Annotated in this window: 25 protein-coding genes; 10 read left to right on the plus strand and 15 right to left on the minus strand. The window is 74.9% G+C overall.

Annotated features, from left to right (window positions below):
- Nucleotides 1-65: 65 nt before the first annotated feature.
- The 3 genes from MET2598_RS0102630 to MET2598_RS42005 all read right to left on the minus strand — a co-directional run bounded on the left by MET2598_RS0102630 (nt 66) and on the right by MET2598_RS42005 (nt 2,302).
- Entirely contained in the window at nt 66-1,280 is a 1,215-nt protein-coding gene (locus MET2598_RS0102630) for a GGDEF domain-containing protein (RefSeq protein ID WP_018259793.1), read from the minus strand.
- Between the two features lie 75 nt (nt 1,281-1,355).
- Complete coding sequence (locus MET2598_RS42000) at nt 1,356-1,964, minus strand: hypothetical protein (RefSeq protein WP_198292995.1); 609 nt, start codon at nt 1,962-1,964, stop codon at nt 1,356-1,358.
- Nucleotides 1,964-2,302, minus strand: a complete 339-nt coding sequence (locus MET2598_RS42005) for a hypothetical protein (protein WP_198292996.1) — start codon at nt 2,300-2,302, stop codon at nt 1,964-1,966. Before MET2598_RS42005 ends, MET2598_RS42000 begins: the two co-directional genes overlap by 1 nt.
- A 264-nt stretch (nt 2,303-2,566) precedes the next feature.
- Between MET2598_RS42005 and MET2598_RS0102640 the strand changes: the two genes are divergently transcribed.
- From MET2598_RS0102640 to MET2598_RS0102650, 3 genes are read left to right on the plus strand one after another with little or no spacing between them, the layout of a single operon-like run.
- Nucleotides 2,567-3,730 carry a methionine ABC transporter ATP-binding protein gene (locus MET2598_RS0102640; protein WP_018259794.1) on the plus strand — a complete coding sequence of 388 codons (1,164 nt, stop codon included), beginning with the start codon at nt 2,567-2,569 and terminating at the stop codon, nt 3,728-3,730.
- Entirely contained in the window at nt 3,720-4,385 is a 666-nt protein-coding gene (locus MET2598_RS0102645) for a methionine ABC transporter permease (protein WP_012334220.1), read from the plus strand. Before MET2598_RS0102640 ends, MET2598_RS0102645 begins: the two co-directional genes overlap by 11 nt.
- A gap of 25 nt (nt 4,386-4,410) precedes the next feature.
- Nucleotides 4,411-5,193: a MetQ/NlpA family ABC transporter substrate-binding protein gene (locus tag MET2598_RS0102650; protein WP_018259795.1), complete on the plus strand. Its 783-nt coding sequence runs from the start codon at nt 4,411-4,413 to the stop codon at nt 5,191-5,193.
- 31 nt (nt 5,194-5,224) lie between these two features.
- Here the strand turns inward: MET2598_RS0102650 and MET2598_RS0102655 are convergent, their stop codons facing one another.
- Genes MET2598_RS0102655 through MET2598_RS0102670 form a run of 4 tightly spaced genes read right to left on the minus strand, consistent with a single transcriptional unit; the run spans nt 5,225 to nt 8,380 of the window.
- Nucleotides 5,225-6,007 carry an ABC transporter ATP-binding protein gene (locus tag MET2598_RS0102655; protein WP_026190468.1) on the minus strand — a complete coding sequence of 261 codons (783 nt, stop codon included), beginning with the start codon at nt 6,005-6,007 and terminating at the stop codon, nt 5,225-5,227.
- A gap of 13 nt (nt 6,008-6,020) precedes the next feature.
- Nucleotides 6,021-6,737 carry an ABC transporter permease gene (locus MET2598_RS0102660; RefSeq protein WP_018259797.1) on the minus strand — a complete coding sequence of 239 codons (717 nt, stop codon included), beginning with the start codon at nt 6,735-6,737 and terminating at the stop codon, nt 6,021-6,023.
- Nucleotides 6,734-7,432 (minus strand): ABC transporter permease, encoded by a 699-nt coding sequence (locus MET2598_RS0102665; RefSeq protein ID WP_012334216.1) that lies wholly within the window; start codon nt 7,430-7,432, stop codon nt 6,734-6,736. Before MET2598_RS0102665 ends, MET2598_RS0102660 begins: the two co-directional genes overlap by 4 nt.
- 18 nt (nt 7,433-7,450) lie before the next feature.
- Nucleotides 7,451-8,380 carry a transporter substrate-binding domain-containing protein gene (locus MET2598_RS0102670; RefSeq protein ID WP_018259798.1) on the minus strand — a complete coding sequence of 310 codons (930 nt, stop codon included), beginning with the start codon at nt 8,378-8,380 and terminating at the stop codon, nt 7,451-7,453.
- Between the two features lie 444 nt (nt 8,381-8,824).
- Between MET2598_RS0102670 and MET2598_RS0102675 the strand changes: the two genes are divergently transcribed.
- A complete protein-coding gene (locus MET2598_RS0102675) occupies nt 8,825-9,325 on the plus strand; it encodes a GNAT family N-acetyltransferase (protein WP_012334214.1) in 501 nt (166 codons plus the stop codon).
- A gap of 160 nt (nt 9,326-9,485) precedes the next feature.
- On the opposite strand, the gene MET2598_RS0102680 is transcribed toward MET2598_RS0102675, so the two are convergent.
- The 4 genes from MET2598_RS0102680 to MET2598_RS0102695 form a co-directional block, all read right to left on the minus strand.
- Nucleotides 9,486-11,564, minus strand: coding sequence for a membrane protein (locus MET2598_RS0102680; protein ID WP_018259799.1), 2,079 nt, complete (start codon nt 11,562-11,564; stop codon nt 9,486-9,488).
- 79 nt (nt 11,565-11,643) lie between these two features.
- The gene (locus tag MET2598_RS0102685) at nt 11,644-14,469 is read right to left on the minus strand and encodes a DUF4159 domain-containing protein (RefSeq protein ID WP_012334212.1); all 2,826 of its coding nucleotides are present in this window, start codon (nt 14,467-14,469) and stop codon (nt 11,644-11,646) included.
- A gap of 13 nt (nt 14,470-14,482) precedes the next feature.
- Nucleotides 14,483-15,394: a DUF58 domain-containing protein gene (locus MET2598_RS0102690; RefSeq protein ID WP_018259800.1), complete on the minus strand. Its 912-nt coding sequence runs from the start codon at nt 15,392-15,394 to the stop codon at nt 14,483-14,485.
- Between the two features lie 8 nt (nt 15,395-15,402).
- Nucleotides 15,403-16,413: an AAA family ATPase gene (locus MET2598_RS0102695; protein ID WP_012334210.1), complete on the minus strand. Its 1,011-nt coding sequence runs from the start codon at nt 16,411-16,413 to the stop codon at nt 15,403-15,405.
- A 166-nt stretch (nt 16,414-16,579) separates the two neighbouring features.
- Between MET2598_RS0102695 and MET2598_RS0102700 the strand changes: the two genes are divergently transcribed.
- From MET2598_RS0102700 to MET2598_RS0102720, 5 genes are read left to right on the plus strand one after another with little or no spacing between them, the layout of a single operon-like run.
- Nucleotides 16,580-17,005: a PaaI family thioesterase gene (locus tag MET2598_RS0102700; RefSeq protein WP_012334209.1), complete on the plus strand. Its 426-nt coding sequence runs from the start codon at nt 16,580-16,582 to the stop codon at nt 17,003-17,005.
- A gap of 39 nt (nt 17,006-17,044) precedes the next feature.
- Nucleotides 17,045-17,659, plus strand: coding sequence for a DUF1285 domain-containing protein (locus MET2598_RS0102705; RefSeq protein ID WP_018259801.1), 615 nt, complete (start codon nt 17,045-17,047; stop codon nt 17,657-17,659).
- Complete coding sequence (locus tag MET2598_RS0102710) at nt 17,656-18,357, plus strand: CoA pyrophosphatase (protein WP_012334207.1); 702 nt, start codon at nt 17,656-17,658, stop codon at nt 18,355-18,357. The genes MET2598_RS0102705 and MET2598_RS0102710 overlap by 4 nt, the downstream gene beginning before the upstream one ends.
- Complete coding sequence (locus MET2598_RS0102715) at nt 18,354-18,611, plus strand: DUF6111 family protein (protein ID WP_012334206.1); 258 nt, start codon at nt 18,354-18,356, stop codon at nt 18,609-18,611. Before MET2598_RS0102710 ends, MET2598_RS0102715 begins: the two co-directional genes overlap by 4 nt.
- On the plus strand, nt 18,608-19,864 hold the full coding sequence (locus tag MET2598_RS0102720; RefSeq protein WP_018259802.1) for a CCA tRNA nucleotidyltransferase: 1,257 nt from the start codon (nt 18,608-18,610) through the stop codon (nt 19,862-19,864). Before MET2598_RS0102715 ends, MET2598_RS0102720 begins: the two co-directional genes overlap by 4 nt.
- Before the next feature lie 222 nt (nt 19,865-20,086).
- Here the strand turns inward: MET2598_RS0102720 and MET2598_RS0102725 are convergent, their stop codons facing one another.
- Nucleotides 20,087-21,283 (minus strand): helix-turn-helix transcriptional regulator, encoded by a 1,197-nt coding sequence (locus MET2598_RS0102725; protein ID WP_018259803.1) that lies wholly within the window; start codon nt 21,281-21,283, stop codon nt 20,087-20,089.
- 444 nt (nt 21,284-21,727) lie between these two features.
- Between MET2598_RS0102725 and MET2598_RS0102730 the strand changes: the two genes are divergently transcribed.
- On the plus strand, nt 21,728-22,510 hold the full coding sequence (locus MET2598_RS0102730) for a DUF4198 domain-containing protein (RefSeq protein WP_012334203.1): 783 nt from the start codon (nt 21,728-21,730) through the stop codon (nt 22,508-22,510).
- Nucleotides 22,511-22,567: 57 nt separating this feature from the next.
- On the opposite strand, the gene MET2598_RS0102735 is transcribed toward MET2598_RS0102730, so the two are convergent.
- The 3 genes from MET2598_RS0102735 to MET2598_RS0102745 all read right to left on the minus strand — a co-directional run bounded on the left by MET2598_RS0102735 (nt 22,568) and on the right by MET2598_RS0102745 (nt 25,364).
- Nucleotides 22,568-23,962: an FAD-binding oxidoreductase gene (locus MET2598_RS0102735; protein WP_026190469.1), complete on the minus strand. Its 1,395-nt coding sequence runs from the start codon at nt 23,960-23,962 to the stop codon at nt 22,568-22,570.
- Nucleotides 23,963-24,055: 93 nt separating this feature from the next.
- Nucleotides 24,056-24,757: an FAD-binding oxidoreductase gene (locus MET2598_RS0102740; protein WP_012334201.1), complete on the minus strand. Its 702-nt coding sequence runs from the start codon at nt 24,755-24,757 to the stop codon at nt 24,056-24,058.
- A gap of 1 nt (nt 24,758) precedes the next feature.
- Nucleotides 24,759-25,364 carry a sulfite oxidase-like oxidoreductase gene (locus MET2598_RS0102745; protein ID WP_012334200.1) on the minus strand — a complete coding sequence of 202 codons (606 nt, stop codon included), beginning with the start codon at nt 25,362-25,364 and terminating at the stop codon, nt 24,759-24,761.
- Nucleotides 25,365-25,411: the final 47 nt, after the last annotated feature.

The following is a 25,411-nucleotide window of genomic DNA, read 5'->3' on the forward strand; positions in this document are numbered from 1 at the left end:
CTTCGGCGTCGCGGGACAACGCGTCCGACGCCGCAGGAGCCATGCGGTGAATACCTGGGGGGAGCTCAGAGGCCTGCGTTGGGATCAGGCCTGATCGACGGGGCCCCGGCGCAGGCTCTCGGGCCACCCCGCCGCCGGCCCATCCACGGCGCCGGCCCATCCACGGCGCCGCCGGGCCGGGCCGCGCACCAGCGGCCGCGACCGCCGCGCTTGGCGGCGTAGAGCGCCTCGTCGACCCGCTCCAGCAGCGCGGCCGCGTCGAGGGCCTCGCGCCAATCCTCGCTCGACGCGAGGCCGGCGCTCGCCCCGATCCGCTGCGGCTCGGCGACCGGGTAGGGGTCACTCAGGGCGGCGATCACCCGCTCGGCCCGCTCGGCCGCGGCCGGCACCCCGCCATCGGCCCGCGTCAGAATCATGAACTCGTCCCCGCCGAGGCGCCCGGCGACGTCGTCCGGGGCGAGGCAGCGGCGCAGGCGCATCCCGACCTCGACCAGCACGGCGTCCCCCACCGGATGGCCGAGGCGGTCGTTGACGCGCTTGAAACCGTCGAGGTCGATGGCGATCAGGGCGAAGGGCCGGCTCCCGGCCTGCTCCAGCGCGGCGCCGAGCCGGGCCAGGAAGCCGGCCCGGTTGAGCAGCCCGGTGAGCGCGTCGTGCTCGGCCTGGTGCGCCAGGGCGCGCTTCGCCTCGAGGCGCTCGATGAAGGCGCCGCTGAGGTGGCGCGCGGATTCGCGCACCGTCAGCCAGAACGGCACCAGAATGGCGGCGCCGACCTGATAGGCGGGCTCCGGCCGCATCAGGCCGCCGACCAGGATCGGTGCGAAGAGCACGGCCGTCGCCAGCATCACGATCCAGGGGCACACGGCCGCCCGGGACATGAGGCCGACGCAGTAGCCGACCGCGAGGCCCAAGCTGAGCCACGCGCCGGGCGCGTCGTCCCGGTCGAGCGCCCGCCACGCGAGCGCCCCCAAGGCCGCCGCGAACAGGGCGGCCCCGGCGCCGTAGATCCGCTCCCAGCGCCGGACCTCGGCGGCGGTCAGGGACCGCCCGCGCGGATAGTGCAGCAGGCTCCCGATGCGGGCGAGCCCGATCACCCCGAGCGCCGCGGCGATCGCGGCGTCGACGAGGTCGCGCCCGACCGCCGCGATCGTCGCGCCGCCGAGGGTGGCGATCCCGGTCGAGGCGACGAACTGCGGCAGCGAGGCGTAGAGGAGATCGACCAGTTCGCGCCGGTCGGTCTCGTCGAGAGATCGGGGCGAACCTTTCTGACCCTGCGTCATACCTTCCCGATAGCAGGGAAATGCGGCTCGATGATAGAGCTTTCCGCCCAGCCGAGGCGCGCTTTCGAACCCGGATCAGGCCGCGATCTTGGGCTGAGCACCCGAGAGCAGGCCCACGAGCCGCGCCTTGACGCTCTCCGCCTGGTCGTTCGGGATCTGGCAGGTGCCCGCCGCCCGGTGCCCGCCCCCGCCGAAGGAGAGGCAGATCGCGCCGATATCCGCCGGCGAGCCGCGGTCGAGGATCGACTTGCCGATCGCGAAGACGGTGTTCTGCTTGCGCAGGCCCCACATGACGTGGGCCGAGACGTCGCAATCCGGGAACAGCGCGTAGACCATGAAGCGGTTGCCGGCGTAGATCACCTCCTCGTCCCGCAGGTCGATCAGGGCGAGCTTGCCGTGCACCGTCGTGCAGCGGCGCAGCTGCGCGACGAACGGCTCCCGGTGCGCCTCGTAGAGGTCGACGCGCTCGCGCACGTCCGGCAGCGCCAGCACCTCCTCGACCGAGAGGTCGCGGCAGCGCTCGATCAGCTGCATCATCAGGTCGTAGTTGGAGATGCGGAAGTCGCGGAACCGCCCGAGCCCGGTGCGCGAATCCATCAGGAAATTCATCAGGACCCAGCCCTTCGGATCGAGGATCTCCTCGCGGCCGAACTGGGCCGAATCCGCCTTGTCGACCGCCGCCATCAGGTCGGGGCTGATGCGCGGGAAGGCGCTCGCCCCGCCGAAATGGTCGTAGACGACGCGCGCCGCCGAGGGGGCGGCCGGGTCGATGAGGTGGTTCTCGTGCGCCCGCCCGCCCGGGCCACCTCGCTCGCGTGGTGGTCGAAGGCGAGGTGGCAGCCCGGCACGTAGGGGAGGTTGGTGATGATGTCGCGGGAAGTGATCGGCACGATCCCGTCCTGCATGTCCTTCGGATGAACGAACTTGATCTCGTCGATCAGGTCGCGCTCGCGCAGGAGCATGCCGCAGACCAGGCCATCGAAATCGCTGCGCGTCACGAGGCGGAATTTCGGGGACGCCATGGGTGATCCGTTCATGAACGTTGCGGCGCGAAGCCTAGGAGGAAGAGTCTAAGTTTCCCTTGACGCCCCGGCCGCACCCCGTGCTTCGGCGGGCGAGATCCTCCTCCTGGCGGGCCGCGCCGCGGCACGGCCTTCCCCACCGGGGTGTTCTGCAAAAAGAACGTTTCGGTTGACATGACGGCCGCCGCGCGGTTTCTCTCCGGGCGACGATCACCGACGGACGACGATGCAGCACGCGATCCTCAACCAAGCGGGAGCCCGGCCGTGACGGCGCCCTTCCGCGTTCCGACGCCCCCCGACCTCGCGGACCGGCTCGGCAGCCCCGACGCCCTGGTGCGGCTCGACGGCGTGGCCAAGACCTACCCGGCGCGGCGCGGCGCGGCCCCGGTCGCGGCCCTCGACGGGATCGACCTCAGCCTGCGGCGCGGCGCGGTGCTGGGCGTGATCGGGCGCTCGGGCGCCGGCAAGTCAACGCTGATCCGCCTCGTGAACGGGCTGGAGCGGCCGAGCCGCGGCCGCGTCGTCGTGGACGGCGCCGAGATCTCGAGCCTGCCCGAGGCCGCCCTGCGGCGCGAGCGGCGCGGCATCGGGATGATCTTCCAGCACTTCAACCTCCTGTCCTCGCGCACCGCGGCCGAGAACGTCGCCTTCCCGCTGGAGATCGCCGGCGCGGAGCGCGCGGCGATCCGCGCCCGGGTCGACGAACTCCTCGACCTGGTCGGGCTGACGCAGCAGCGCGACCGCTACCCGGCCGAACTCTCGGGGGGGCAGAAGCAGCGCGTCGGCATCGCCCGCGCCCTCGCCACCAACCCCAAGGTGCTGCTCTCGGACGAGGCGACCTCCGCCCTCGACCCCGAGACCACGGGCGCGATCCTCGACCTGCTCGGGCGGATCAACCGGGATCTCGGCCTCACCATCCTGCTCATCACCCACGAGATGTCGGTGATCCGGGCCATCGCGCACGAGGTCGCGGTGCTGGAGAACGGCCGCATCGCCGAGAGCGGCGACGTGTTCGAGGTCTTCACCCGCCCGCGGGCGGCGATCACCCGCAGCTTCCTCGACCGGGAAACCGGCCGCGCCCTGCCGCCGGTCCTGGCGGCGCAGCTGCGCCCGGAGGGCCAGGGCGAGACCAACGTCCTGCGCATCACCTTCCGGGGGCCGCACGCCACCGACCCGGTCCTGGCGCAGCTCGCCCGCGAGGGCGGGGTCGAGGCCTGCATCCTCTCCGGGACGGTGGACGAGATCGCGGGGCGCCCCTTCGGCACCCTGGTGGTCGGCGTCTCCGCCGCGCCCGGCGTCACCGCCCGGGCGCAGGCCTTCCTCGCCGCGCGCCAGCTCGGCGTCGAGGTGCTGGGCAGCCTCCCCGCCTCGGCCTGGCCGATCCCGCCCTCCGCCCCGTCCTCCTCCGGCCGTCCCGATGTCGCCTGAACTCCTGCGCCTCCTCCTCGTCGCCACCGGCGACACCCTGCGGATGGTGGCGGTCGCCGCCGGCCTCGGCACCCTGTTCGGCCTGCCGCTCGGCGTCTTCCTCGCCACCAGCGGGCGGGGCGAGCTCTTCGCGGCGCCGCTGGCGAATCGCGGGCTCGGCCTCGTGGTGAACGCCACCCGCTCGACGCCCTTCATCATCCTGGTCGTGGCGATCATCCCGTTCACGCGGCTCGTCGCCGGCACCTCGATCGGCACCGGTGCCGCGACCGTGCCGCTCACCGTCGCGGCGACGCCCTTCATCGCCCGCCTGGTCGAGGGCGCCATCCGCGAGGTCGATGCGGGCCTCGTCGAGGCCGCCCGCGCCTTCGGGGCGAGCCCGCTCCAGATCGTCCTCAAGGTGCTGATCCCCGAGGCGCTGCCCGGCATCGTCCTCGGCCTGACCCTGGCGGTGGTGTCGCTGATCGGGTTCTCGGCCATGGTCGGGGCGGTCGGCGGCGGCGGGCTCGGCGATCTCGGCATCCGCTACGGCTACCAGCGCTTCATGCCCGAGATGATGGTCGCGGTCGTGGCGGTGCTGATCCTCCTCGTCCAGGCCGTGCAGACGGTGGGCGACCGCCTCGCGCGGCGCCTCAACAAGCGCCTGCGCCAAGCCTGACCTCAATCCCCGGAGATTCCAGACGATGTTGCGCGTCCTCACCCTGGCGGCGGCCCTCGCCGCCGCTGCCGCCGCCCTGCCCGCCGCCGCCGCCGAGCGCGTCCGCGTCGCGGCGACGCCCGGCCCGCACGCCCAGATCCTGGAGGCGGTCAAGCCGGTCGCCGCCAAGCACGGCCTCGACCTGCAGGTGATGGAGTTCTCGGACTACGTGGTCCCGAACGAGGCCCTCTCGGCCGGCGAGATCGAGGCGAATTCCTTCCAGAACCAGCCCTACCTCGACAACCAGAAGGCCGATCGCGGCTACCAGATCGAGAGCGTGGCGCTCACCGTGAACTTCCCGCTCGGGATCTACTCGAAGCGGCACACGTCCTGGGACGCGGTGCCGGACGGCGGCACGGTCGCGATCCAGAACGACCCGACCAATGGCGGGCGCTCGCTGCTGCTGCTCCAGGACAAGGGGGTGATCACCCTGCGGGAGGGCGTCGGCTTCAAGCCGACCGTCGCCGACATCGTGAAGAACCCCAAGAAGCTGCGCTTCATCGAGGTCGACGCGGCCCAGACGCCGCGCTCCCTCGACGACGTCGACGCGGCGGCGGTGAACACCAACTACGCGACGCCCGCCGGCCTCAAGCCGAGCGACGCGCTCCTGCGCGAGGCGCCCAAGGGCCCCTACGTGAACGTGATCGCGGTGCGCAGCGCCGACAAGGACAAGCCCTGGGTCAAGGCCCTGGTCGAGTCCTACCGCTCGCCGGAGGTGAAGGCCTTCATCGAGACGACGTTCAAGGGCGCGGTGCTGCCGAGCTGGTAGGCGGTCCGGCCGGGCGGCGGCACCGCCGCCCCTACCCGCCCCGCGCCAGGAACTGCCTGAGCCGCTCGGAGCGTGGCGCGCCGAACAGGGCTTCGGGCTCGCCCTCCTCCTCGATCCGGCCCTCGTGCAGGAACACGACCCGGTGCGCGACCTCCCGGGCGAAGGCCATCTCGTGGGTGACGATCAGCATCGTGCGCCCCTCCTCGGCCAGCCCCCGCATCACCCGGAGCACCTCGGCCACCCGCTCCGGGTCGAGGGCCGAGGTCGGCTCGTCGAAGAGCAGCACCTGCGGGTGCATCGCCAGCGCCCGGGCGATGGCGGCGCGCTGCTGCTGCCCCCCTGAGAGGTGGGCCGGGTAATGGTCGCGCTTGTCGGCGATGCCGACCTTGGCGAGCAGCGCCTCGGCCTCGGCCACGCACTCCGACCGGGACCGCCGCTGGACGTGGACCGGCGCCTCGATCACGTTCTCCAGCACCGTGCGGTGCGGCCAGAGGTTGAAGCTCTGGAAGACCATCCCGGCCCGGGCGCGGATGCGCTCCACCTGGGCGCGGTCGGCCGGCACCCGCCCGCCGCGGCGCGCGCGCCACGCCACGGTCTCGCGGCCGAGCGTGATCTCGCCCGCGTCGGGCAGTTCGAGCAGGTTGATGCAGCGCAGGAGCGTCGACTTGCCGGAGCCCGAGGCGCCGAGGATCGCCACCACCTCCCCCTCCCGCGCCGACAGCGAGACCTCGCGCAGCACCTCCAGGGTGCCGAAGCGCTTGGAGAGCCCCTGGACGGCGACGGCCACCGGACGGGAAGGCGCGGGAGCGAGCACGGAATTCTCCGGATCAGGCGGGGCGCGGCAGCGCGGCGGGCCGCGCGCGCAGGTCGGGCGCGAGCCACGCCTCGGCGAGGCGCACGAGGGCGATGATCGCGCTCACGGCGGCGAGGTAGAAGGCGGCGGCGCAGCAGAAGATCTCCAGCGCCCGGAAGCTCTGGGCGATGAGCTTCTGGGCGATGCCGGTCACCTCCATGATGGTGATGGTGGAGGCGAGCGCCGTCGACTTGACCACCAGGATGACCTCGTTGCCGTAGGCCGGCAGGGCCTGCCTCGCCGCCAGCGGCAGGGTGACGCGGGACAGCAGCGTCAGCCGCGACATGCCGCAGGCGCGCCCGGCGAGGAGCGCCCCGTGCGGCACCGCCAGCACCCCGCCCCGGACGATCTCGGCCGTGTAGGCGCCGGTGTTGAGGCTGAGCGCGAACAGCGCGCACCAATACGGCTCCCGGAAGAACCACCACAGGTTCAGGGCCTGCAGGTCCTGCCGGAACTGGCCGAGCCCGTAATAGATCAGGAAGAGCTGCACCAGGAGCGGCGTGCCGCGGAACACGAAGACGTAGGCGCGGGACAGGAGGCTCAGGGGCCCGATGCCGGAGAGGCGCGCCGCCGCCGCGAGCAGCGCCAGCACCGCCCCGCAGGCGAGCGACCCGGCGGTGAGGCCGAGCGTGAGCGGCAGGCCGCGCGACAAGGCGACGAGGGTCGCCTGCAGGAAGGCGAGGTCGATCACGGCGTGCCCCGTCGCGCATGCGCCTCCGCCCGGGCGAAGCCCCAGGAGGACAGGCTCGTGATGAGGAGGTAGAGCGCCCCGGCGGCGAGGTAGAAGGTGAAGGGCTGGCGGGTCGAGCCGGCCCCGACCTGGGCCTGGCGCAGCAGCTCCACGAGGCCCGTCACCGAGACCAGGGCCGAATCCTTCAGCAGGATCTGCCAGACGTTGCCGAGGCCCGGCAGCGCGGTGCGGGCGACGAGGGGCGCCACCACCCGCCGGAACAGCAGCGCGGGCGACATGCCGACCGCCCGGGCCGCCTCGATCAGCCCGCGGTCGAGGGCGAGGTAGGCACCGCGGAACACCTCGGCCTGGTAGGCGCCCGAGATGATGCCGAGGGCGCCGACGCCGACCGCGAAGGGCGGCAACCCGACGAAGCCGGTGGCGCCGAACAGCCCCGCCACCGACCCGAGGGCGGCGCTGCCGCCGAAATACAGGAGGTAGATGACGAGGAGGTCCGGCACGCCGCGCAGGATCGTCGTGTAGAGGCCCGCGAGCCCCGCGAGCGGCGCCGGACCCGCCAGCTTGGCGCAGGCCGCGAGCGCCCCGATCGCGGCCCCGACGAGGAAGCCGCACAGCGCGAGGGCGATCGTGGTCGCGGCCGCGAGCAGCAGGGCCGGGCCCCAGCCGGACGGCCCGAGGAGCGCGAGACTCTGCACCGATCCGGTCTCCCCCGGTCACTCGGAGGGGGTCATGTCGACCTTGAACCACTTGATCGAGAGGGTCTTCAGGGTGCCGTCGGCGATCACCGCGCCGATGCCCTCGTCGAGCCGGGCCTTGAGCGCCGCCTCGCCCTTGCGCAGGCCCATCGCCACGCCGCGGCCCAGGATGCCGCCGCGGAAGCGCGGACCGGCCAGCACGATGCTGCCCTTGAATTCGGGCTTCTCGGCGGTGGCGCGCAGCACCGCGTCGTTGGCCAAGATCCCGTCGATCCGCCCGGCCGCGAGGTCGAGGTCGTGCTGCTCGGTGGTCTTGTACTCGCGGATCTCGACGGTGCCCTTCAGATATTTGTCGAGGAAGTTGGCGTGGATGGTCGAGACCTGCGCCCCGATGGTCTTGCCCTTGAGCAGCGGCTTGATGGCGTCGATGGCCTTCTGGGCCTGCGCCTCGTCGGTGGCGAGGCTGAGCTTCTGGTCGCCGAGCGGGAGCTTGGCCAGGGGACCGTCGGCGTCGACCGCGAGCCCCGAGAAGTCGCCGCTGTAGGGGCGCGTGAAGTCGATCACCTTCTGGCGCGCCTCGGTGATGGTCATGCCCGACATGATGGCGTCGAACTTCTTGGCCTGCAGGCCCGGTACCACGCCGTCCCAATCCTGCACGACGAACTCGCAGGTGAGCTTGGCGCGCTTGCAGATCTCGCGGGCGAGCTCGATCTCGTAGCCGTCGAGGCTGCCGTCCGGCTTGGTGAAATTGTAGGGCGCGTAGGCGCCCTCGGTGGCGATGCGGACCACGGCCGGCACCGTATCCTCGGCGGCGGCGGGACGCGGCGTCCCGAGCGCCGCGACGGCCAGGGCCGCCAGGGCAAGGGCCGCCCGGGCAAGGGCCACCCGGGCAAGGGCCACCCGGGCGAGGTGCGGCCGGAGCGAGGGGGCGGACGGGAAGGTCGGCATGGTCGGTTCCGTGGTTGATCCGGCAAGGCGGCGTCATCAAGCGGCGAAGGTTCGGCTTCCGCAAGCCCCCTTCGGGAGCCCCCTTCGGGAGCCTCCTTGGGGAGCCCCCTTGGGGAGCCCCCTTGGGGAGCCCCCTTGGGGAGCCCCCTTGGGGAGCCCCCTTGGGGAGCCCCCTTGGGGAGGTCCGCGGCCCGCCGCCTGCGCGAACCCGTCAAGCAAGGCGGATGCCGCGGGCGGGTTTGCACCGGAGCGCGGGCGCTGCTATCGGGCGGGCGGCCCCTTCGCGGGGCGCACGGGCCCGCTTTCGGGCCGCAAGGGCCCGCCGGGCCGCAGGGGCCCGCCTCCGGGCCGCAGGGGAGCACGACATGGGAGCCCGGCGCCAGGACGCGCGACGATCTCGGCCGTGACGCCGCCCGTCCGTTTCCCCTTGCCCGAGGTTGTCCGGTGAGTTCCCTGCCCCTGGTGATCCGCCCCGAGCGCGCGGGCGACAGCGACGCGATCGGCCGCCTGCACGAGCGCGCCTTCGGCCCCGGCCGCTTCGCGCGCACCGCCTACCGCCTGCGCGAGGGGGTGGCGCACCTGCCCGCCCTCTCCTTCACGGCCCTGGTGGGGACGCTCCTCGTCGGCTCGGTGCGGGTCACGCCCGCGCGGGCGGGCGGCGCGCCAGCCCTGGTGCTCGGCCCCCTCACGGTCGACCCGGCCTTCGGCGGCCGCGGCATCGGCGGCGGGCTGATGGACGCCTCCCTCGACGCCGCCCGGGCCGGCGGGCACGGGCTGGTGCTGCTCGTGGGCGACGCGCCCTACTACGCCCGCTTCGGCTTCCGGCCGGTCCCGCCGCGGCGCCTGGTCCTGCCGGGACCGGTCGACCCGGCCCGCTTCCTGGTGCTGGAACTGCGCGAGGGCGCCCTCGACGGGGTGTCGGGGGCGATCGTCGGCGGGGCGTGATCCGCTCTCCGGACGATCACGTCCGGACAGCGTCTGACGAGCCTGCGCGGCGCTTGAGCGAAGCCGACATCCGCATTGCCGAAATGGGAGATGGCGAAGCGATCCGTCGGATGTCGGATAAGCAACGCCGCTCGCCCCCGATCGCGCGGCCGGTGCCGGCTCACGCCCGCCCGCGCCGTCCCTCGACGAGCCACATGGCCAGCACCGCGGCCGCCAGCAGCGCCAGCGCCACCAGGCCGAGCGCCAGCGGGTAGACCGAGACGCCCCGCACCACCGCGCTGTCGCTCGGCCGGAAGCCGATCCACTCGGCCCCGGCGAGGCGGCCCGAGCGGGCGATCTGGAGCCGCGGCACGACGACGCCGCCGCCCGCCTCCGCGAGGCGGCGGACCGAGCCGCCGGTCGCCTCGGCGAGCGGGCGCAGGCGCTCCGTGTCGCTGAAGACGTCGACGAGTTCGCGCGGATTGGCCGGGCCGACGCTGACGAAGCTGACGAGGCTGTCCGACCGCAGGGTGTGCAGGCCGAGTTCCCCCGCCTCGAAGGTCGCCGCGAACAGGCCGGGCCGGTCGGGGTCGAGGGTCAGCGTGCGGGTGGCCCCGCTCGGCGCGGTCACGGTCACCGGCTCGGCCGAATCCGCCATGGTCTGGCGCTCGACCCGGACCTCGCGGCCGTGGCCGGTCGTGGCGGCGCGCAGCGCCTCCTCCTCCAGGGCCGGCTCCTTCATCAGCCAGTGGCCGAGGCGGCGCAGCAGGTCGAGATGCGGGCCGCCCTCCTGGTAGCCCCGGGCCCAGAGCCAGGCGTGGTCGGAGAGGAGCAGCGCGACCCGGCCCTTCTCCTCGCGCGAGAGGGCGAGCAGGGGCATGGACTCGGCCCCCGCCAGGATCGCCGTGATGCCGGGGCGCATCTCGGCCCCGATCAGCCGCAGCCAGTCGCCCCAGGCCGGCGGACTCGCCTCCGAGCCCGGCAGGTCGCGGGTGACCGGGTGGCGCTGGCCGCTGCCGGTCAGGGCCGCCTTGTAGGGCCGCTCGACCACGCGGCCGTTCGGCTCGCCGGGCAGGATCGCCGCCAGGCGGGTGCGCGCGAGGCTCGCGGCCGAGGCGAATTCCGGCCCCGCCGCGATCAGCAGCGCCCCGCCCTCGCGCACGTAGCGGACGATGTTGTCGAAGTAGCTCGACGGCAGCACGCTCTGGTTGGCGTACCGGTCGAAGATGATGAGGTCGAAATCCTTGATCTTCTGCTGGAACAGCTCGCGGGTTGGGAAGGCGATCAGGGAGAGTTCGGAGATCGGGGTGCCGTCCTGCTTCTCCGGCGGGCGCAGGATGGTGAAGTGGACGAGGTCGACGTTGGCGTCGGACTTGAGGAGGTTGCGCCATGTGCGCTCGCCGGCGTGGGGCTCGCCGGAGACGAGGAGCACCCGCAGCTTCTCGCGGATGCCCTCGATCGGCAGCACGGCGCGGTTGTTGGCGGTGGTGAGCTCGCCCGGCAGCGCCTCCGCCTCGATCTCGACGACGTTGGGACCGCCATGCTCGATGCGCAGGGTCAGGCTGAAGGGCCGGTCGGTGCGCACCGTCTGGCGAACCACCTCCTGCCCGTCCCGGCGCACCGTGACGGTGGCCGAGCCGGTGCCGCCGCGCTCCATCACCTCGGCGCGGATCGTCTGCTCGCGCCCGACGATGCCGAAGCGCGGGGCCTCGATCAGGCGGATCTGGCGGTCGCGCTCGTCCGGATGGCCGGTGACGAGGACGTGCAGGGGCGCCTTGACGCCGAGGGCGGCGGCACTGGCCGGGATGTCGTGCACGACCCCGTCCGTGACCATGACGATCCCGGCGAGCCGGTCGGGCGGCACGTCCGCGAGGGCGTTGGAGAGGGCGGTGAAGAGCTTGGTGCCCTCGTCGGTGCCGACCTCCGGCACCTCGATGAAGCGGGGCTCGATCTCCGCGAGGCCGCCGAAGCGCCGCTGCAGCTCGGCCCGGACCTGCTCGGTCATGGCCGGGCGGCCGCCGAGCATCTGCGAGCCCGAGCGGTCGATCACCACCGCGGCCACGTCCTTGACCGGCTCGCGGTCCTCCTGGACCAGGGAGGGGTTGGCGAGGGCCGCGAGCAGAAGGCCGAGGACCAGGACGCGCAGGAGCGCCACCGGGCCGCGGGCCACGAACGCCACGAGGCCGAGCAGACCCACCGCGGCGGCAAGCCCCCACAGGAGCGCGGTCGGAACGAGGGGCGAGACACTCAGGCTCAGCATCGATGGTCCTCAGCTCCGCCGGCCCGGCCGCGGGCGCGCGGGCGGGCACCCGGCCCGGCCGCCCCGATCGCGCCCGCCCTCACTGGCCGAGCCGCTCCAGCAGGGCCGGGACATGCACCTGGTCGGCCTTGTAGTTGCCCGTGAGGGCGTACATCACGAGGTTGACCCCGCCCCGGAACGCCATCTCGCGCTGGCGCGGGTCGCCCCCCACCACCGGATAGAGCGCCTCGCCCCGGCGCCCCACCGCCCAGGCGGAGGCGAGGTCGTTGCCGGTGATGACGATCGGCGAGACGCCGTCGCCCGCGCGGGCCGGCCGCCGCTCGGCCCCGTCGCCGGCCGGCGGCAGCGCCTCGACCCAGGTCTGGCCGTTGGCGTAGCGGCCCGGGAAGGAATCCACGAGGTAGAAGGCCTTGGTGAGCACGTGGTCGCGCGGCACCGGCTCCAGTTCGGGCACTTCGAGGGTCGAGAGCATGCGCTGGAGATAGAGCGCCTCGGCGGTGGGCGGGCCGCCGGAGCGCGCCATCATGGCGTCGCGCGTGTCGAAGATCACGGTGCCGCCGTTCTTCATGAAGGCGTCGATGCGCCGGATCGCCTGCTCGCCCGGCTGCGGGCGGCTCGGCACGACCGGCCAGTAGATCAGCGGATAGAAGGCGAGTTCGTCCCGCGCCGGGTCGATGCCGGCGGGCTCGCCGGGTTCGAGGGCCGTGCGGCTCGCCAGCATCTGGGTGAGGCCGGTCAGGCCCGCCCGGCTGGTCTCGTCCACGGTGGCGTCGCCGGTCAGCACGTAGCCGATGCGGGTGACGAGGGCGGATTCGATGCCGTTCGGCCGGTTCGCGGCCGGCTCTGCCGCCCGGGCGGGATCGGGCGCGCCCGGGAGGCCCGCGAGGAGGGCCGGCAGCAGCAGCGCCGCCGCGGCGGGCCGGCGCAGCCGGGCCGCCATCAGGCCGAGGAACCCGCCGAGCCACAGCGTGGCCAGCGTGTCGAGGACGAGGAGCAGCAGCCCGAGCAGGAAGAGCGGCCCGCGCAGGTCGCGCCGCGCCGCCTCCGACAGGCCGCCGAACCGCGCCGCCCCGAGCGGGGCGAAGTCGAGGGCGTGCAGCCGGTCGTCGGGCCGGAGGGCGTTCACCGCGAGGCCGCCGTCGAGCGGCCCGTAGAAGCCGGGCGGGTGCTCCGCGCTGGCCCGGTCGGTGTAGGTGGCGGGGATCGCCCGCGCGGTGGCGGGGGGCGGGGCGAGGGCGCCGAAGCCGTCGAGGGCGAGGCGCGGCGCCAGGACCGGCGGCGGTCCCGCCTGGGCGCCGCCGTCGGGCGGCGGCGCGGAGCCGGCGAGCGCCACCGTCCGGCGCAGCATGTCGACGAAGAGGCCCGAGAGCGGCAGGTTCGACCAGGTCGTGTCGGCCGTGACGTGGACGAGAACCATCAGCCCCTCCCCGCGCTTCGCCGCGGTCACGATCGGCGTGCCGTCCTGCAGCGACGCCCAGGTCCGGCGGGCGAGGTCGCCGTCCGGCTCGGCGAGGATCTGCCGCCGCACCCCGATATCGGCCGGGGCCCGCAATCCCGCGAAGGGGCTCTCGGGCAGGAAGGGAGCCAGGGTCTTGGGGCTGTCCCAGGAGAGGGCGCCGCCGAGCACGCGGCCGCCGCGGCGCAGGCGCACCGGCACGAGGTCGTCGCTGCCCGCCGCGAGGCGCGGCCCCGCGAAGCGCAGGAGGAGCCCGCCCTTGTCGACGAAGCCCGCGACGCGCTCCTGCGTGGCCGGGTCGAGGGCGCCGACATCGGCGAGCATCAGCACCGAGACCTGCGCATCGAGCATCTGCCCGATCGCTTCCGCCACGCCCTTGCCGCCCCGCGGCTCCTGCACGTCCGCGAAGGGCGAGAGCGCGCGCGACAGGTAGTAGACCGGGGACAGCAGGGGCTGGGCCTGGTCGCTGGTTCCGCCGAAGACGAGGCCGACCCGCCGGCGGCGCCCGCGCTCGTCCGCGAGGGTCACGGCGGCGGCCGAGCGCTCGCCCGCGACCTCGAAGCGCGCGATGGCGTTGCGGATCTCGACCGGCAGGTCGAAGCCGGTCTCCGCCTCGGTGGCGCCCGACGCGAAGGCGAAGGCCCCCTCGGCGAGCGGCAGGCCCTTGGCGTCGAGGGCCCGCACGGTGCCGGAGTCGCGGCCGTTCGGCTCGGCGCGCAGCACCCGGACGCCGATCCGCCCGCCGCTCCCCTCCGGCCCGGCGAGCGCCAGGGCCGGGGCGCGGTCGCCCTTCAGCACCGTGACGGCGGCGCCGGTGCGGGAGGCCGCCTCCGCGAGGCCGGCCGGGAAGCGGCCCTCGTCGACCCCGGCGACCCCGTCGCTGATCCAGACCACGGCGCTGCCGGGATTGCGCTCGAGGAACCCCGTCAGGGCGGGCAGGTGCGCGTCCCGCGCCGCGAGGTGGGGCTGGGGCTTGACCGCGCGCAGGCGCTCCAGCGCCGGGCCGGGGCCGGTCGCCTCCAGGCCGGCGGGCGCCGCCGCCGTGGCGAGCAGCGCCACCGGCCGCCCGGCCCGGGCGGCGGCCTCGACCTCCTCGCCCGCGACCCGCACCCGGTCGCGCCAATCCTGCGCGGCGGTGGCGCCGTTGTCGAGGACGAGGACGAGGGGCGCGCGCCCGTCGCCGACCGCCGGGGCGGCCGGGTTCCAGACCGGCCCCGCCACCGCGAGGATCAGGCAGGCCGCCGCGAGGAGGCGCAGGATCATCAGCCAGGGCGGCGTGCGGGCGGGGGTCTCCCGCTCGGGCAGCAGGTCGGCCAGGATGCGCAGCGGCGGGAAGTCGATCCGCCGCGGCCGCGGCGGCGTCACCCGCAGCAGGTACCAGAGGGCCGGCAGGGCGAGCAGGGCCGCCAGGGCGAGCGGCGCGGCGAAGGTCAGGGGAAGTCCGAACATCCGGTCCGCCTCCTCAACCGGCGCCGCGCGCCGCCACGAGCGTCAGCACGCGCAGCGCCGCCTCGCTCGCCGGACGGTCGGTGCGGTGGAGGCTGAAGGTCCAGCCGTGACCGCGGGCGATCTCGGCCAGCGCGTCCCGGTGGGCCCGGATCCGCGCCCGGTAGGCCTCGCCCCAGGCCGCGGCGTCGCCGACCCGCAGGGAGATCCCGGCCTCCAGGTCGTGCAGCTCGGCCTCGCCCGCGAACGGGAAGGTCTCCTCCACCGGATCCACGACGGCGACGAGGTGCCCGCGCCCGCCCGCGCCGGCGATGCCCGCCACCGTGGCGCGCAGCTCCTCGGGCGGGCTCAGGAAGTCGCCGATCAGCACCACCTCGTCGAAGCGGGCGACGGGCGCGCGCGGCGGCAGGTCCTCGTCGAGCCCGCCCGCATCGGCGGCCAGGGCCTCGGCGACGCGCTCCACGATCGCGCGCGAGGCCTGCGGCCGGGCGAGGCCGAGCAGCCCCACCCGCTCGCCCGCCTCCACGAAGGAATCCGCCAGGGCGAGGCCGAGCACGAGGGCGCGCTCGACCTTCGGGGCCTGGGCCAGGCTGGAGGCGAAGCCCATCGAGGCCGAGCGATCGACCCAGATCCAGACCGTGTGGGCCGCCTCCCACTCGCGCTCGCGGACGTAGAGGCGCCCGTCCCGGGCGGAGCGGCGCCAGTCGATGCGGCCGGCCGCCTCGCCCGCTACGAAGGGGCGGAACTGCCAGAAGCTCTCGCCGGGCCCGGCCCGCCGCCGCCCGTGCAGCCCGTGCGCCAGGGTCGAGGCCACCCGCCGCGCCTCGAGGATCAGGCGCGGCATCCGCTGGGCGAGGGCGAGGGCGCCCTCGGTCTCGCGCCGCCCGGGGGCGCGCTGCGTCGCGTCGAGGACGCGGGTCGAGGGCATGCCGCGCCCTAGAGGCGCGAGGCGAGCCGGCCGATCAGGCCGGGGATCGTCTCGCCGTCCGCGCGGGCCGAGAAGGTGAGCGCCATGCGGTGCTTGAGCACCGGCTCGGCCAGGGCCGCCACGTCCTCCACGGAGGGCGCGACGCGGCCCTCGATCAGGGCGCGGGCGCGCACCGCCAGCATCAGGGCCTGGCTCGCCCGCGGCCCCGGCCCCCAGAGGAGCTTGGGCGCCACCGCGGCGTCGCCGCCCTCCGGCCGGGCGGCGCGGACGAGGTCGAGGATCGCGTCGACCACCCGGTCGCCCACCGGCAGGCGCCGCACGAGGCGCTGCGCGGCGATGAGCGCGTCCGTGGTCATCACCGCCTGCGGCCGGTGCTCCTCGGCGCCGGTCGTCTCGATCAGGATGCGCCGCTCCGCCGCCCGGTCCGGGTAGCCGACGTCGATCTCCAGGAGGAAGCGGTCGAGCTGCGCCTCGGGCAGCGGGTAGGTGCCCTCCTGCTCGATCGGGTTCTGGGTCGCGAGGACGTGGAAGGGGCGCGGCAATTCGTGCCGCTCGCCCGCCACCGAGACGAAGTGCTCCTGCATCGCCTGCAGCAGGGCCGACTGGGTGCGCGGGCTCGCGCGGTTGATCTCGTCGGCCATCAGCAATTGGCTGAAGATCGGGCCGCGCACGAAGCGGAAGGAGCGGTGGCGGTCCTGGTCCTCGTCGAGGATCTCGGTGCCGAGAATGTCGGAGGGCATCAGGTCCGGGGTGAACTGGACCCGGCGGGCGTCGAGCCCGAGCACGGTGCCGAGGGTCTCGACGAGCTTGGTCTTGGCGAGGCCCGGGAGACCGACGAGGAGCCCGTGGCCGCCGGCCAGGATGGTCACCAGGGCGAGGTCCACGACCTGCTCCTGGCCGAAGATCACCTGGTGGATCGCGTCGCGGGCGCGTCCGACCGAAGCGAGGCAGGCTTCCGCGGCGGCGACGATGCCGTCGTCGAGGGAGGTCGCGGGGGCCGGCGCGCTGCCGTGGGTCATGGGGGATCCTCTGCTCGCGGTGGTTCCCGGATCCGCCCCGATCCGCACCAGACCGTGGAGTTTGGAACCCTGCCCTGCCGGAGGCAAGGTCGGCGAGACGACGCAGGGCAGGGCGCCGGGCGGGGCGGCGTTGCGGGAGGCGCGCCGGCTCGGGTAAGCCCTCGCCATGAGCGACCTCGACCCCTCCCAGGGCTGGCATCCCTTCACGGATCCCGGCTTCGTCGACCTCGTCGGCCCGATCTTCGTGCGCGAGGGCGAGGGGCCGGCCTCCTACGCGTTCCGGGCCGAGCCCAAGCACGCCAACCTGATCGGGGTCGTGCAGGGCGGGATGCTGATGACCTTCGCGGACCGGGCGCTCGGCGTAACCGCGATGGCGGCGGCCGAGGGCGCGAACTGCGTCACCGTGCAGTTCGAGATGCAGTTCATCGCGGCCCTGCGCATCGGCGAGGTGGCGACGCTGGTGCCGCAGGTCGTCCAGCGCACCGGCACCCTGGTCTTCCTGCGCGGCGACGTGACGAGCCGGGGCCGGGTCGCGGCGACCTGCACGGGCGTGTGGAAGATCCTGCGGCGGCGGCCCGATCCGGCCAGCTGAGGACGTTCAAAACCGTCGCGCCTCGCCTATCTTCAGCGCATGACGCAGACTTCGTCCGGCCCCGCCTCACCGGAATCCCCCTCGCCGGGCCCGCTCGCGCGCCTCGCCGCCGCCCTCGGGCCGGAGGCGGGCCGGCGCGGGCCGCCCCCGGTCGAGCGCTGGAATCCGGCCTATTGCGGCGAGATCCCGATGCGGATCGCCGCGGACGGCACCTGGCACTACAACGGCAGCCCGATCGCGCGGCCGGCCCTGGTGCGCCTCTTCGCCTCGATCCTGCGGCGGGACCCGGACGGGCGGATCGTGCTCGTCACCCCGGTCGAGCGGGTCGGGATCGAGGTCGAGGACGCGCCCTTCCTGGCCGTCGAGATGGCCGTGGAGGGCGAGGGCGAGGCGCGCCGCCTCGCCTTCCGCACCAACCTCGACGACCTCGTGCCGCTCGACGAGGCGCACGGAATGCGCTTCGAGCGCGACGCCGAGGGCGGCCTCAAGCCCTACATCCACGTCCGCCACGGGCTCTGGGCGCTGGTGACCCGCGCCCTCGTCTACGACCTCGTCGATCTCTGCGAGGAGCGCGAGGTCGAGGGCGCGCGCTGGTTCGGCCTCGCGGCGGGCGGGCGCTTCCACCCGATCCTGCCGTCCGCGGAGCTGTCGTGAGCGCCTCCCCCGCGCCGCATCCCTCCGCGGTCGAGCTCTTCCTGGCGCGGGCCGCGGCGGGGCTGCGGGCCGAGCCGCCCGGCCCCCTCGAGCCGACCTCGAACCCGCGCGGCGACCACGACGTCGAGCCCGACGTGCTGACGGCCGCGCTCGCGCGCCCGCCGAGGGCCGCCGCCGTGCTGGTGCCGGTCCTGGCCCGGCCGGAGGGCGTCACCGTCCTGTTCACGCAGCGCGCGGCCCACCTGCGCGACCATTCCGGGCAGATCGCCTTCCCGGGCGGCAAGATCGACCCGGCCGACCCCTCCCCGCTGGCGGCGGCCCTGCGCGAGGCCGAGGAGGAGATCGGCCTGCTGCGCGGCTTCGTGCGCCCGCTCGGCTACCTCGACGCCTACCTGTCGGGCACCGGCTTCCTGGTGACGCCGGTCGTCGGCCTGGTCGATCCGGCCGCGCCGCTCAGCCTCAACCCGAACGAGGTGGCGGAGGCCTTCGAGGTGCCGCTCGCCTTCCTGATGGACCTCGCCAACCACGCCCTGCACAGCCGCGAATGGCGCGGGCGCCAGCGGCGCTACTACGCGATCCCGTTCGGCGAGCGCTACATCTGGGGCGTGACGGCCGGCATCCTGCGCAACTTCTCCGACCGGCTCGCCGGGGCGCCGGCGGCCGCTCCTTCCGGCCCCGGCCAGGCTGCCCCGCGATGATCCGCGCCGTTGCCGACGACCTGATCCTGTTCTTCCTGCCCTTCGCGCTGTTCGGGATCTACCTCGTGCTCAGCCGGCGCAGCCCGCTGGTCTGGCTCCACTGGAGCGACCACGCCCTGCGGCTCGCGCTGGCGGGCGCGGTCCTCGTGGTGGGCTCGCTCCTGGCGGCGGGCCTGTTCGCCGAGCGGCACGGGCACGGCTTCGTCCCGACCCACATCGAGAACGGCCGGGTCGTGCCCGGACAGTTCCGATGAGCCTGCGCGACGCGGGCGGCCTCGCGGCCCTGCTGGCCCGCGCCCCCCTGCGCAAGGTGCTGGACGCCCTCGCCCTGCCCGGCGAGGAGACCCGCCTCGTCGGCGGGGCGGTGCGGGACGCGCTGCTCGGCCGCGCCGTGGCGGATGTGGACCTCGCCACGACGCTCCTGCCCGAGACGGTGATGCGGCGCGCCGCCGCGTCGGGGCTGAAGCCGGTCCCGACCGGGATCAGCCACGGCACCGTCACGGTGGTGGCCCACGGCGAGCCCTTCGAGGTCACGACCCTGCGCGAGGATGTGGAGACGGACGGCCGCCACGCGGTGGTGCGCTACGGCCGGGATTTCGGCCGGGACGCGGCGCGGCGCGACTTCACCATCAACGCGCTGTTCGCGGATGCGGGCGGGCACCTGCACGACCCCGTCGGCGGCCTGCCCGACCTCGCGGCCGGGCGGGTGCGCTTCATCGGCGATCCGGCCCAGCGCATCCGCGAGGATTACCTCCGGATCCTGCGCTTCTTCCGCTTCCACGCCCGCTACGGGCGCGGTCCCCTCGATCCCGCCGGCCTCGCCGCCGCGATCGCCGCGCGCGACGGCCTCGCCACCCTGTCCCGGGAGAGGGTCCGGGTCGAGATGCTGAAGCTCGTCGCGGCGCCGGGCGCGCCCGAGGTGGTCGCGGTCATGTCCGCGACCGGGCTGCTGCAGCGGCTCCTCGGCGGGATCGGCGATCTCGGCCGCCTCGCGCGGCTGCGCTCCCGCGACGACCCGCCCGACCCGGTGCGCCGGCTCGCCGCCCTGGCGGTGCAGTCGGAGGCGGATGCCGACCGGCTGCGCGAGGGGCTGCGGCTCTCCAAGGCCGAGCACGCGCGGCTCGCGGGCGCCGCGGCCGCCCTCGCGGCGCTGCACGGGGCGACGGAGGCGATCGACGCCGCCGCGCTCCGCCGGCAGGTCGCCCGGCACGGCCTTCCGGCAATCATCGACGCGACGATGATCCTCGCGGGCGAGCCCCGCCCCATCCTCAACGAGGAGGCACGGGAGCTGCTCGCCTCCCTCGCGGCGGGCCGCATCGCGGTGCCGCTTTTCCCGGTGACGGGGGCGCAGCTCGTGGCCGGCGGGGCCGCCCCGGGACCGGGGCTCGGGCGGGCGCTGGCCGCGGCGCGGGCGGCGTGGCTCGCCGAGGGCTGCCCCTCCGACGCCCCCGCCCGCCAGCGGCTGGTGAGGCTGGCGCTGGAGGCGGCGCGGGCCTCCGATGGCTGATCCTATCCAGGCGGATCCCGTCTCACGCGCCCGCGCGGCGCGTGAGCGACGCCCCCAACCGCCGTCCCGAAGGGATCAAGCGGAGTGGGTAGGTGACCGGCCTTCGCCAGACCGGCGGTGACGAGGCGTGACCGCCGGTTCGGTTCACGAAGGGCCGTCGAGCCCTTGGCGCGTGTCGACCATGCGAGAGCGTCACCGGCCCGGTGCGTCAGCGTCCCGGGCTCACGCGGTCGCGGCGAGGCGCCCGGCCGGGCCGGGGCGCGCCTCGGCGGGGCGCAAAGCCGGGGCGGCGGCCATCACCGCCCGCAGCAGCTCGGCCTGCCGGCGGGTCCCGGTCTTGTCGAACAGGCGCGCGAGGTGCGTGCGCACCGTCGCCACGCCGATGCCGTAGGCCTCGGCGATCTCGCTCAGGGTCATGTCCTGCATCAGGCCCCGCAGCACCCGCAATTCGCCCTGGGTCAGCCCGTAGAGGCGCTCCAGCGCCTCGCTCGGAATCGACACGGCCGCGTCGGGATCCTGCACGAACAGGGCCGCCACCGGCTGGCGTTCCCCCTCGCCCCCCCGCCCCGCCCGGGACCCGCAGGCCGCGCCGCGGACCGGGACGATCTGCCCGACGAGGCCGCCCCGCGGCCTGGACCCGCGGCGCGAGGGGAACGGCAGCGCCGCGCGGCAGCGGGTGCGGTCGTCGTCGCGGCAGGCCGCGAGGGCCCCCTCGAGCGCCCCCTGCGACCAGGGCTCCGCCGTGGCCAGCGTGCCCGCCGGCAGGCGCCGCAGGGCGTCGCCCTGGCGCAGGATCGCCTCGGCGGCGGCGTTCGCGCGCAGCACCCGGCCCGCCGCGTCGAGCAGGAACACGCCCAGGCTGAGCGCGTCCATGGCCGAGGACAGGCCCTCCGCCTCGCCGCTCTGCTCGGCGAGGAGCTGGCCCGTCTCGACGGCCCGGCGCACGTGCGGCAGCAGGAGCGTCATCAGCTCCCGCGCCTCCAGCGAGACCGGCCGGTCGAAGGAGGCCGACAGGCTGCCGCATCCCCCCGAGGCCTTGGTCAGCACGCCGGCGATCAGGTCCTCGACCTGCTGCGGCCGGCACCATTCCCGGTAGAAATGCGTGCCGCGGAACGCGTCCCGGTCGATGAGCTCCGAGAGGCCGACCACGTCGCCGACCTGCGTGAACCACGTGCCCAGGGCGAGCGGGGAGAGGCCGGCGAAGCGCTCCGCGTAGAGGGAGCGGTGATCCGGCGACAGCCCGACATCGACGGCGAGCCGCCCGGTTCCGGTCTCGGCATCGTGCACGCCGATCCAGCCTGCCACGGCGCCGAGCGCCTCGACGAGCCGCGCGAGCGTGTCCGGCCAGAGCTCCGGATCGCGCCCGCAATCGTAGATGCGGCCGACCAGATCAGAGAATTCGCCCTGCGACAGCGGCATGACGGTGCCCCCCGGCGGCTGCGGCCCAGGCGTGCGGGGGCGCTCCCCCGAGGCGGGGGGGCCGAAGCATCGACCTGGAGAAAGACCGATCATCCCCAATCGGCCGGGCGGAACTCTGGTATCTTTCTGGGCTGCTCGGCAAGACCTCGCGGGCACAGCACGGCCGCTATGCGCCCGTGAGGTGCGATTCCGCACGAGGCGAAAGTGTCTGCACAGTTTCGGCAAGATGCGACCGGCGCGGATGTGGTATCGTTCATGAAAGGGCGCTCGGTCGCGACTTGCGGGCGCGGGCCTCGGGGCGGCGCAGCCCGGGGGGCGCCGCGCCTGAAAGCCGCGTCGGAGGCCGTCCGCGCCCCTCCCGGACGGCGCGCTCCCGCTTGACCTCGCGTTCGCGAACCCCACGTGTGAGCGGTTCTCCCCACACGCCAGGAGGCAGAGCGGCCGATGTTTCCTTTCCGCAGCCCGCGGCCGGTGGCGGTGGCGGTGGCGGCCCTGGCGGTGCTCACCGCGCCGGCCCGCGCGCACGACCTGTGGCTGACCCTGAGCACGCCGGAGGCGGGGCCGCAGGTCCGGGTGAATTTCGGCTCTCCGCGGCAGCGCTTGGCCCCGGCCAAGCCCAAGGTGATCGACCTGCAGGCGATCACGCCCGACCAGACCGTCAGCCTGGTGGCGCCCCTGACGCCGAGCCCGCCGGAGGTGCCGCCCGCGCTCGTGGCCGCCCTGCCGACCAAGGCCGCCCGCACGCTCCTCGCCGCGACCTACGACAGCGGCTACTGGGTGACGCTCATGGACGGGAGCGGCCGCAACACCAGCCGCCGCCTCGTCCCGGACGCCCGGGACAGCCGCTGGGCCGTGCGCTTCGCCAAGGCCGCCCTCGGCCCCGCCGCCCCCTGGTCGAAGGTCGTGGGCCACACGCTGGAGATCGTGCCGCTCGAAGTGCCGGCCGCCACCGCCGGGGCGATCCGGGTGCGCGTGCTGTTCCGCTCCGAGCCCCTCGCCGGGGCGGTGGTGAATTACGGCGAGGGCAGCGCCGACCTCGACCCGGCGCAGGCGCCGCGCGTCCTCACGGACGCGGAGGGCGTGGCGACGGTGCCGATCCGCAAGGCGGGGGCGCAGCTGATCACGGCGCGCCACAGCGTCAGCCCCTCGGCGACGCCCGACCTCGCCGACCGCGACGAGTACAGCGCGACCTTCGCGTTCCGCCTCGACGAGCAGCCGGTGAACTGACCCCCGGTCCGGGCGTCGCGTCGGGCGGTCTCCCTCTCCCCCGAGTCGCGCCGCCCTTCAGAGGGGCAGCACCTTGCCCGGGTTGAGCAGGCCCTCCGGGTCCAGGGCGGCCTTGATCCGGCGCGCGAGGGCGATCTCCTCCGGGGTGCGGCGCCGGACCAGTTCCGCCGCCCGGTACTGGCCGATGCCGTGCTCGGCCGAGATGCTGCCGCCGAAGGCCTCGACCACGTCGTGGACGACGGCGTTGACCGCCTCGCCCGCTTGGTCGGCCGTCGCCAGCACGTTGTAATGGATGTTGCCGTCGCCCATGTGGCCGAAGGCGTTGGGCCGCGCGCCGGGCAGCTTGTCCGCGAGGGCCCGGTCCGCCGCGGCCAGGAAGGCCGGGATGGCGGCGATCGGCACCGAGACGTCGTGCTTGACGCCCCGCCCCTCCTTCGCCTCGGCCTCGGTGATGCCCTCGCGCAGGGCCCACAGCCCGGCCGCCTGCTGGCCCGACTCGGCCAGCACGCCGTCCTGCGCGTCACCCTGCTCCAGCGCCGCGCCGAGCACGGCCTCGGCCGCCTCGCGCAGGGCGGGAAGCGAGGAGGCGGCCTCGACGAGGACGTACCAGGGGCTCGGGCCGAGCGGGTTGCGCGGGCCGCCGTGGCGGGCGACCAGGGCGAGGGAGAGGCCGGAGATCAGCTCGAAGGCCTGGATGGCCTCGCCGAGTTCGTCCTGGGCGAGGGTGAAGAGGCGAAGCGCCGCCTCGGGATCCGGCACGGCGAGGAGCGCCGTCGCCACGTGGCGCGGGCGCGCGGAGAGCCGCAGCACCGCGGCGGTGATCACGCCGAGCGTGCCCTCCGAGCCGACGAAGAGCTGCTTCCAGTCGTAGCCGGCATTGTCCTTGCGCAGGGCGCGCAGGCCCGCGACGACGCTGCCGTCGGCGAGCACGACTTCGAGCCCCAGCACGTTGGCGCGGGTCATGCCGTGGCGCACGACGTTGAGCCCGCCCGCATTGGTGGCGACGACGCCCCCGACCATGGCCGAGCCCTCGGCCGCGAAGCTGATCGGCAGGACGCGGTTCACCGCGGCGGCGGCGTCCTGCGCGGTCCTGAGCACGCAGCCGGCCTCGGCCGTGAGGGTCAGCCCGACCGGATCGACCGCCCGGATCGCCGCCATGCGGCCGAGGGAGAGCACGACCTGCGTGCCGGACCGATCCGGCGCGGCACCGCCCGCGAGCCCGGTATTGCCGCCCTGGGGCACGATCGCCGCGCCGGCCTCGCGGCACAGCCGCACGACCTCGGCGACCTCCCCGGTCGAGGCCGGGCGGGCGACGCAGGCCGGGCGCCCGGGAAAGAGCCGGCGCCAATCGACGGCGTAGGGCGCGACGTCGCTCTCCGCCGTGAGGAGCCCGGCCGGGCCGAGGCGGGCGGCGAGGCGCGCGACGAGGTCGTGATTCGTCTCCGGGCTCATCGGGGCGGTCTCCGGGGCTTGCGAGGCGCCCGCCGTGGCGCGGATGCCGCCGCCGGTCAAGCGCGGCCGAGCCGCCGCGGCGGGACCATCGCCTCAGCCCCCGAACCGCTCCGTGCGGATGAGGCCGCGCGCGACGCCCGCATCGATCAGGAGGTCGCTCGCGGCGCTCACGAACGGGTTGCCGCCGCACACGAAGGCGTGCGCGGGCGGGCCGAGGCGGGCCAGCGCCTCCGCCACGCGCGCCGCGTCCAGGCGCCGCCCTCCGGGCACGCGGGTAAGGGTCAGCATCAGCTGAAAATGCGGCTCGTCCGCGTCCCGCCGCAGCAATTCCTCGCGGGCGATGACCTCGTCGGGCGTGCGCGCCGAGTAGACGAGGAGCGCGGGCACGCCCGGCGCGGCCGCGGCGCGGTGGCGCAGCATCGACAGGAGCGGCACCACGCCCGAGCCGCCCCCGACCAGCAGGAGGGGTCCGCCCTCCCCCGCCCCCCAGGCGAAGGCGCCGATCGGCCCGCGCAGCTCGATCCGGTCGCCGGCCTCCGCCACGTCCGCGAAGAAGGTCGAGACCTCGCCGGCGTCGAGGCGCTCGATCATCAGGTCGAAGGCGTCGGAGCCCGGCGCGGAGGCGATCGAGTAGCTGCGCTGCGCCTGGTAGCCGTCGGGGGCGGTCAGGCGCACGTCCACGTGCTGGCCGGCCCGGAAGGCGAAGGGTCGGTCGGGCCGCAGCGTGAAGCGCTTCACCCGCGGCGTCTCGGCGGCGATGCCGGTGATCACCGCCTCCTGCCAGGCGAGGACCACCTCAATCGTCCGAGAAGCGCTGCTCGCGCCAGGGGTCGCCGTACATGTGGTAGCCGCGCAGCTCCCAGAACCCGGCCTCGTCCTTCGGGGTGAAGCGCAGGCCCTTCACCCACTTGGCGCTCTTCCAGAAGTACAGGTGCGGCACCAGGAGCCGGGCCGGGCCGCCGTGGTCGGGCGCGATCGGCGCGCCGTCGTAGTGGGTCGCCACCATCGCCCGGTCGCCCGCGAGATCGGCGAAGGGGACGTTGGTGGTGTAGTCGTCGTAGCCCTCGGCGAGCACGAAGGCGGTCGGGGCCGCGATCCCGGCCGCCGTCAGCAGGTCGTCGACGCGAACTCCCTCCCAGCCCGTGTCGAACTTCGACCACTTCGTCACGCAATGGATGTCCCCGCGCCATCCGCTGCGCGGCAGGGTCTGGAACTCCTCCCAGGTCCAGCTCTTCAGCGGCCTGGGGCCCTGCCAGAGGGTGAAGCGCCAATCCCGCAGCGCAATGCGGGGGGTCGGGCCGAGCTGCAGGACCGGGAAATCCTCGGTCAGGTACTGCCCGGGCGGCAGCCGCTCCTCGACAGGCCGTGACGGGCGCCGGCCCGTGAACCCCCGCGTCGCCATCGCGCTCTCCTGGTCGGGCGAGGCCGAGACGCCCCGCGGAACCGGGC

The organism is Methylobacterium sp. WSM2598, from assembly GCF_000379105.1.
Taxonomy (GTDB): domain Bacteria; phylum Pseudomonadota; class Alphaproteobacteria; order Rhizobiales; family Beijerinckiaceae; genus Methylobacterium.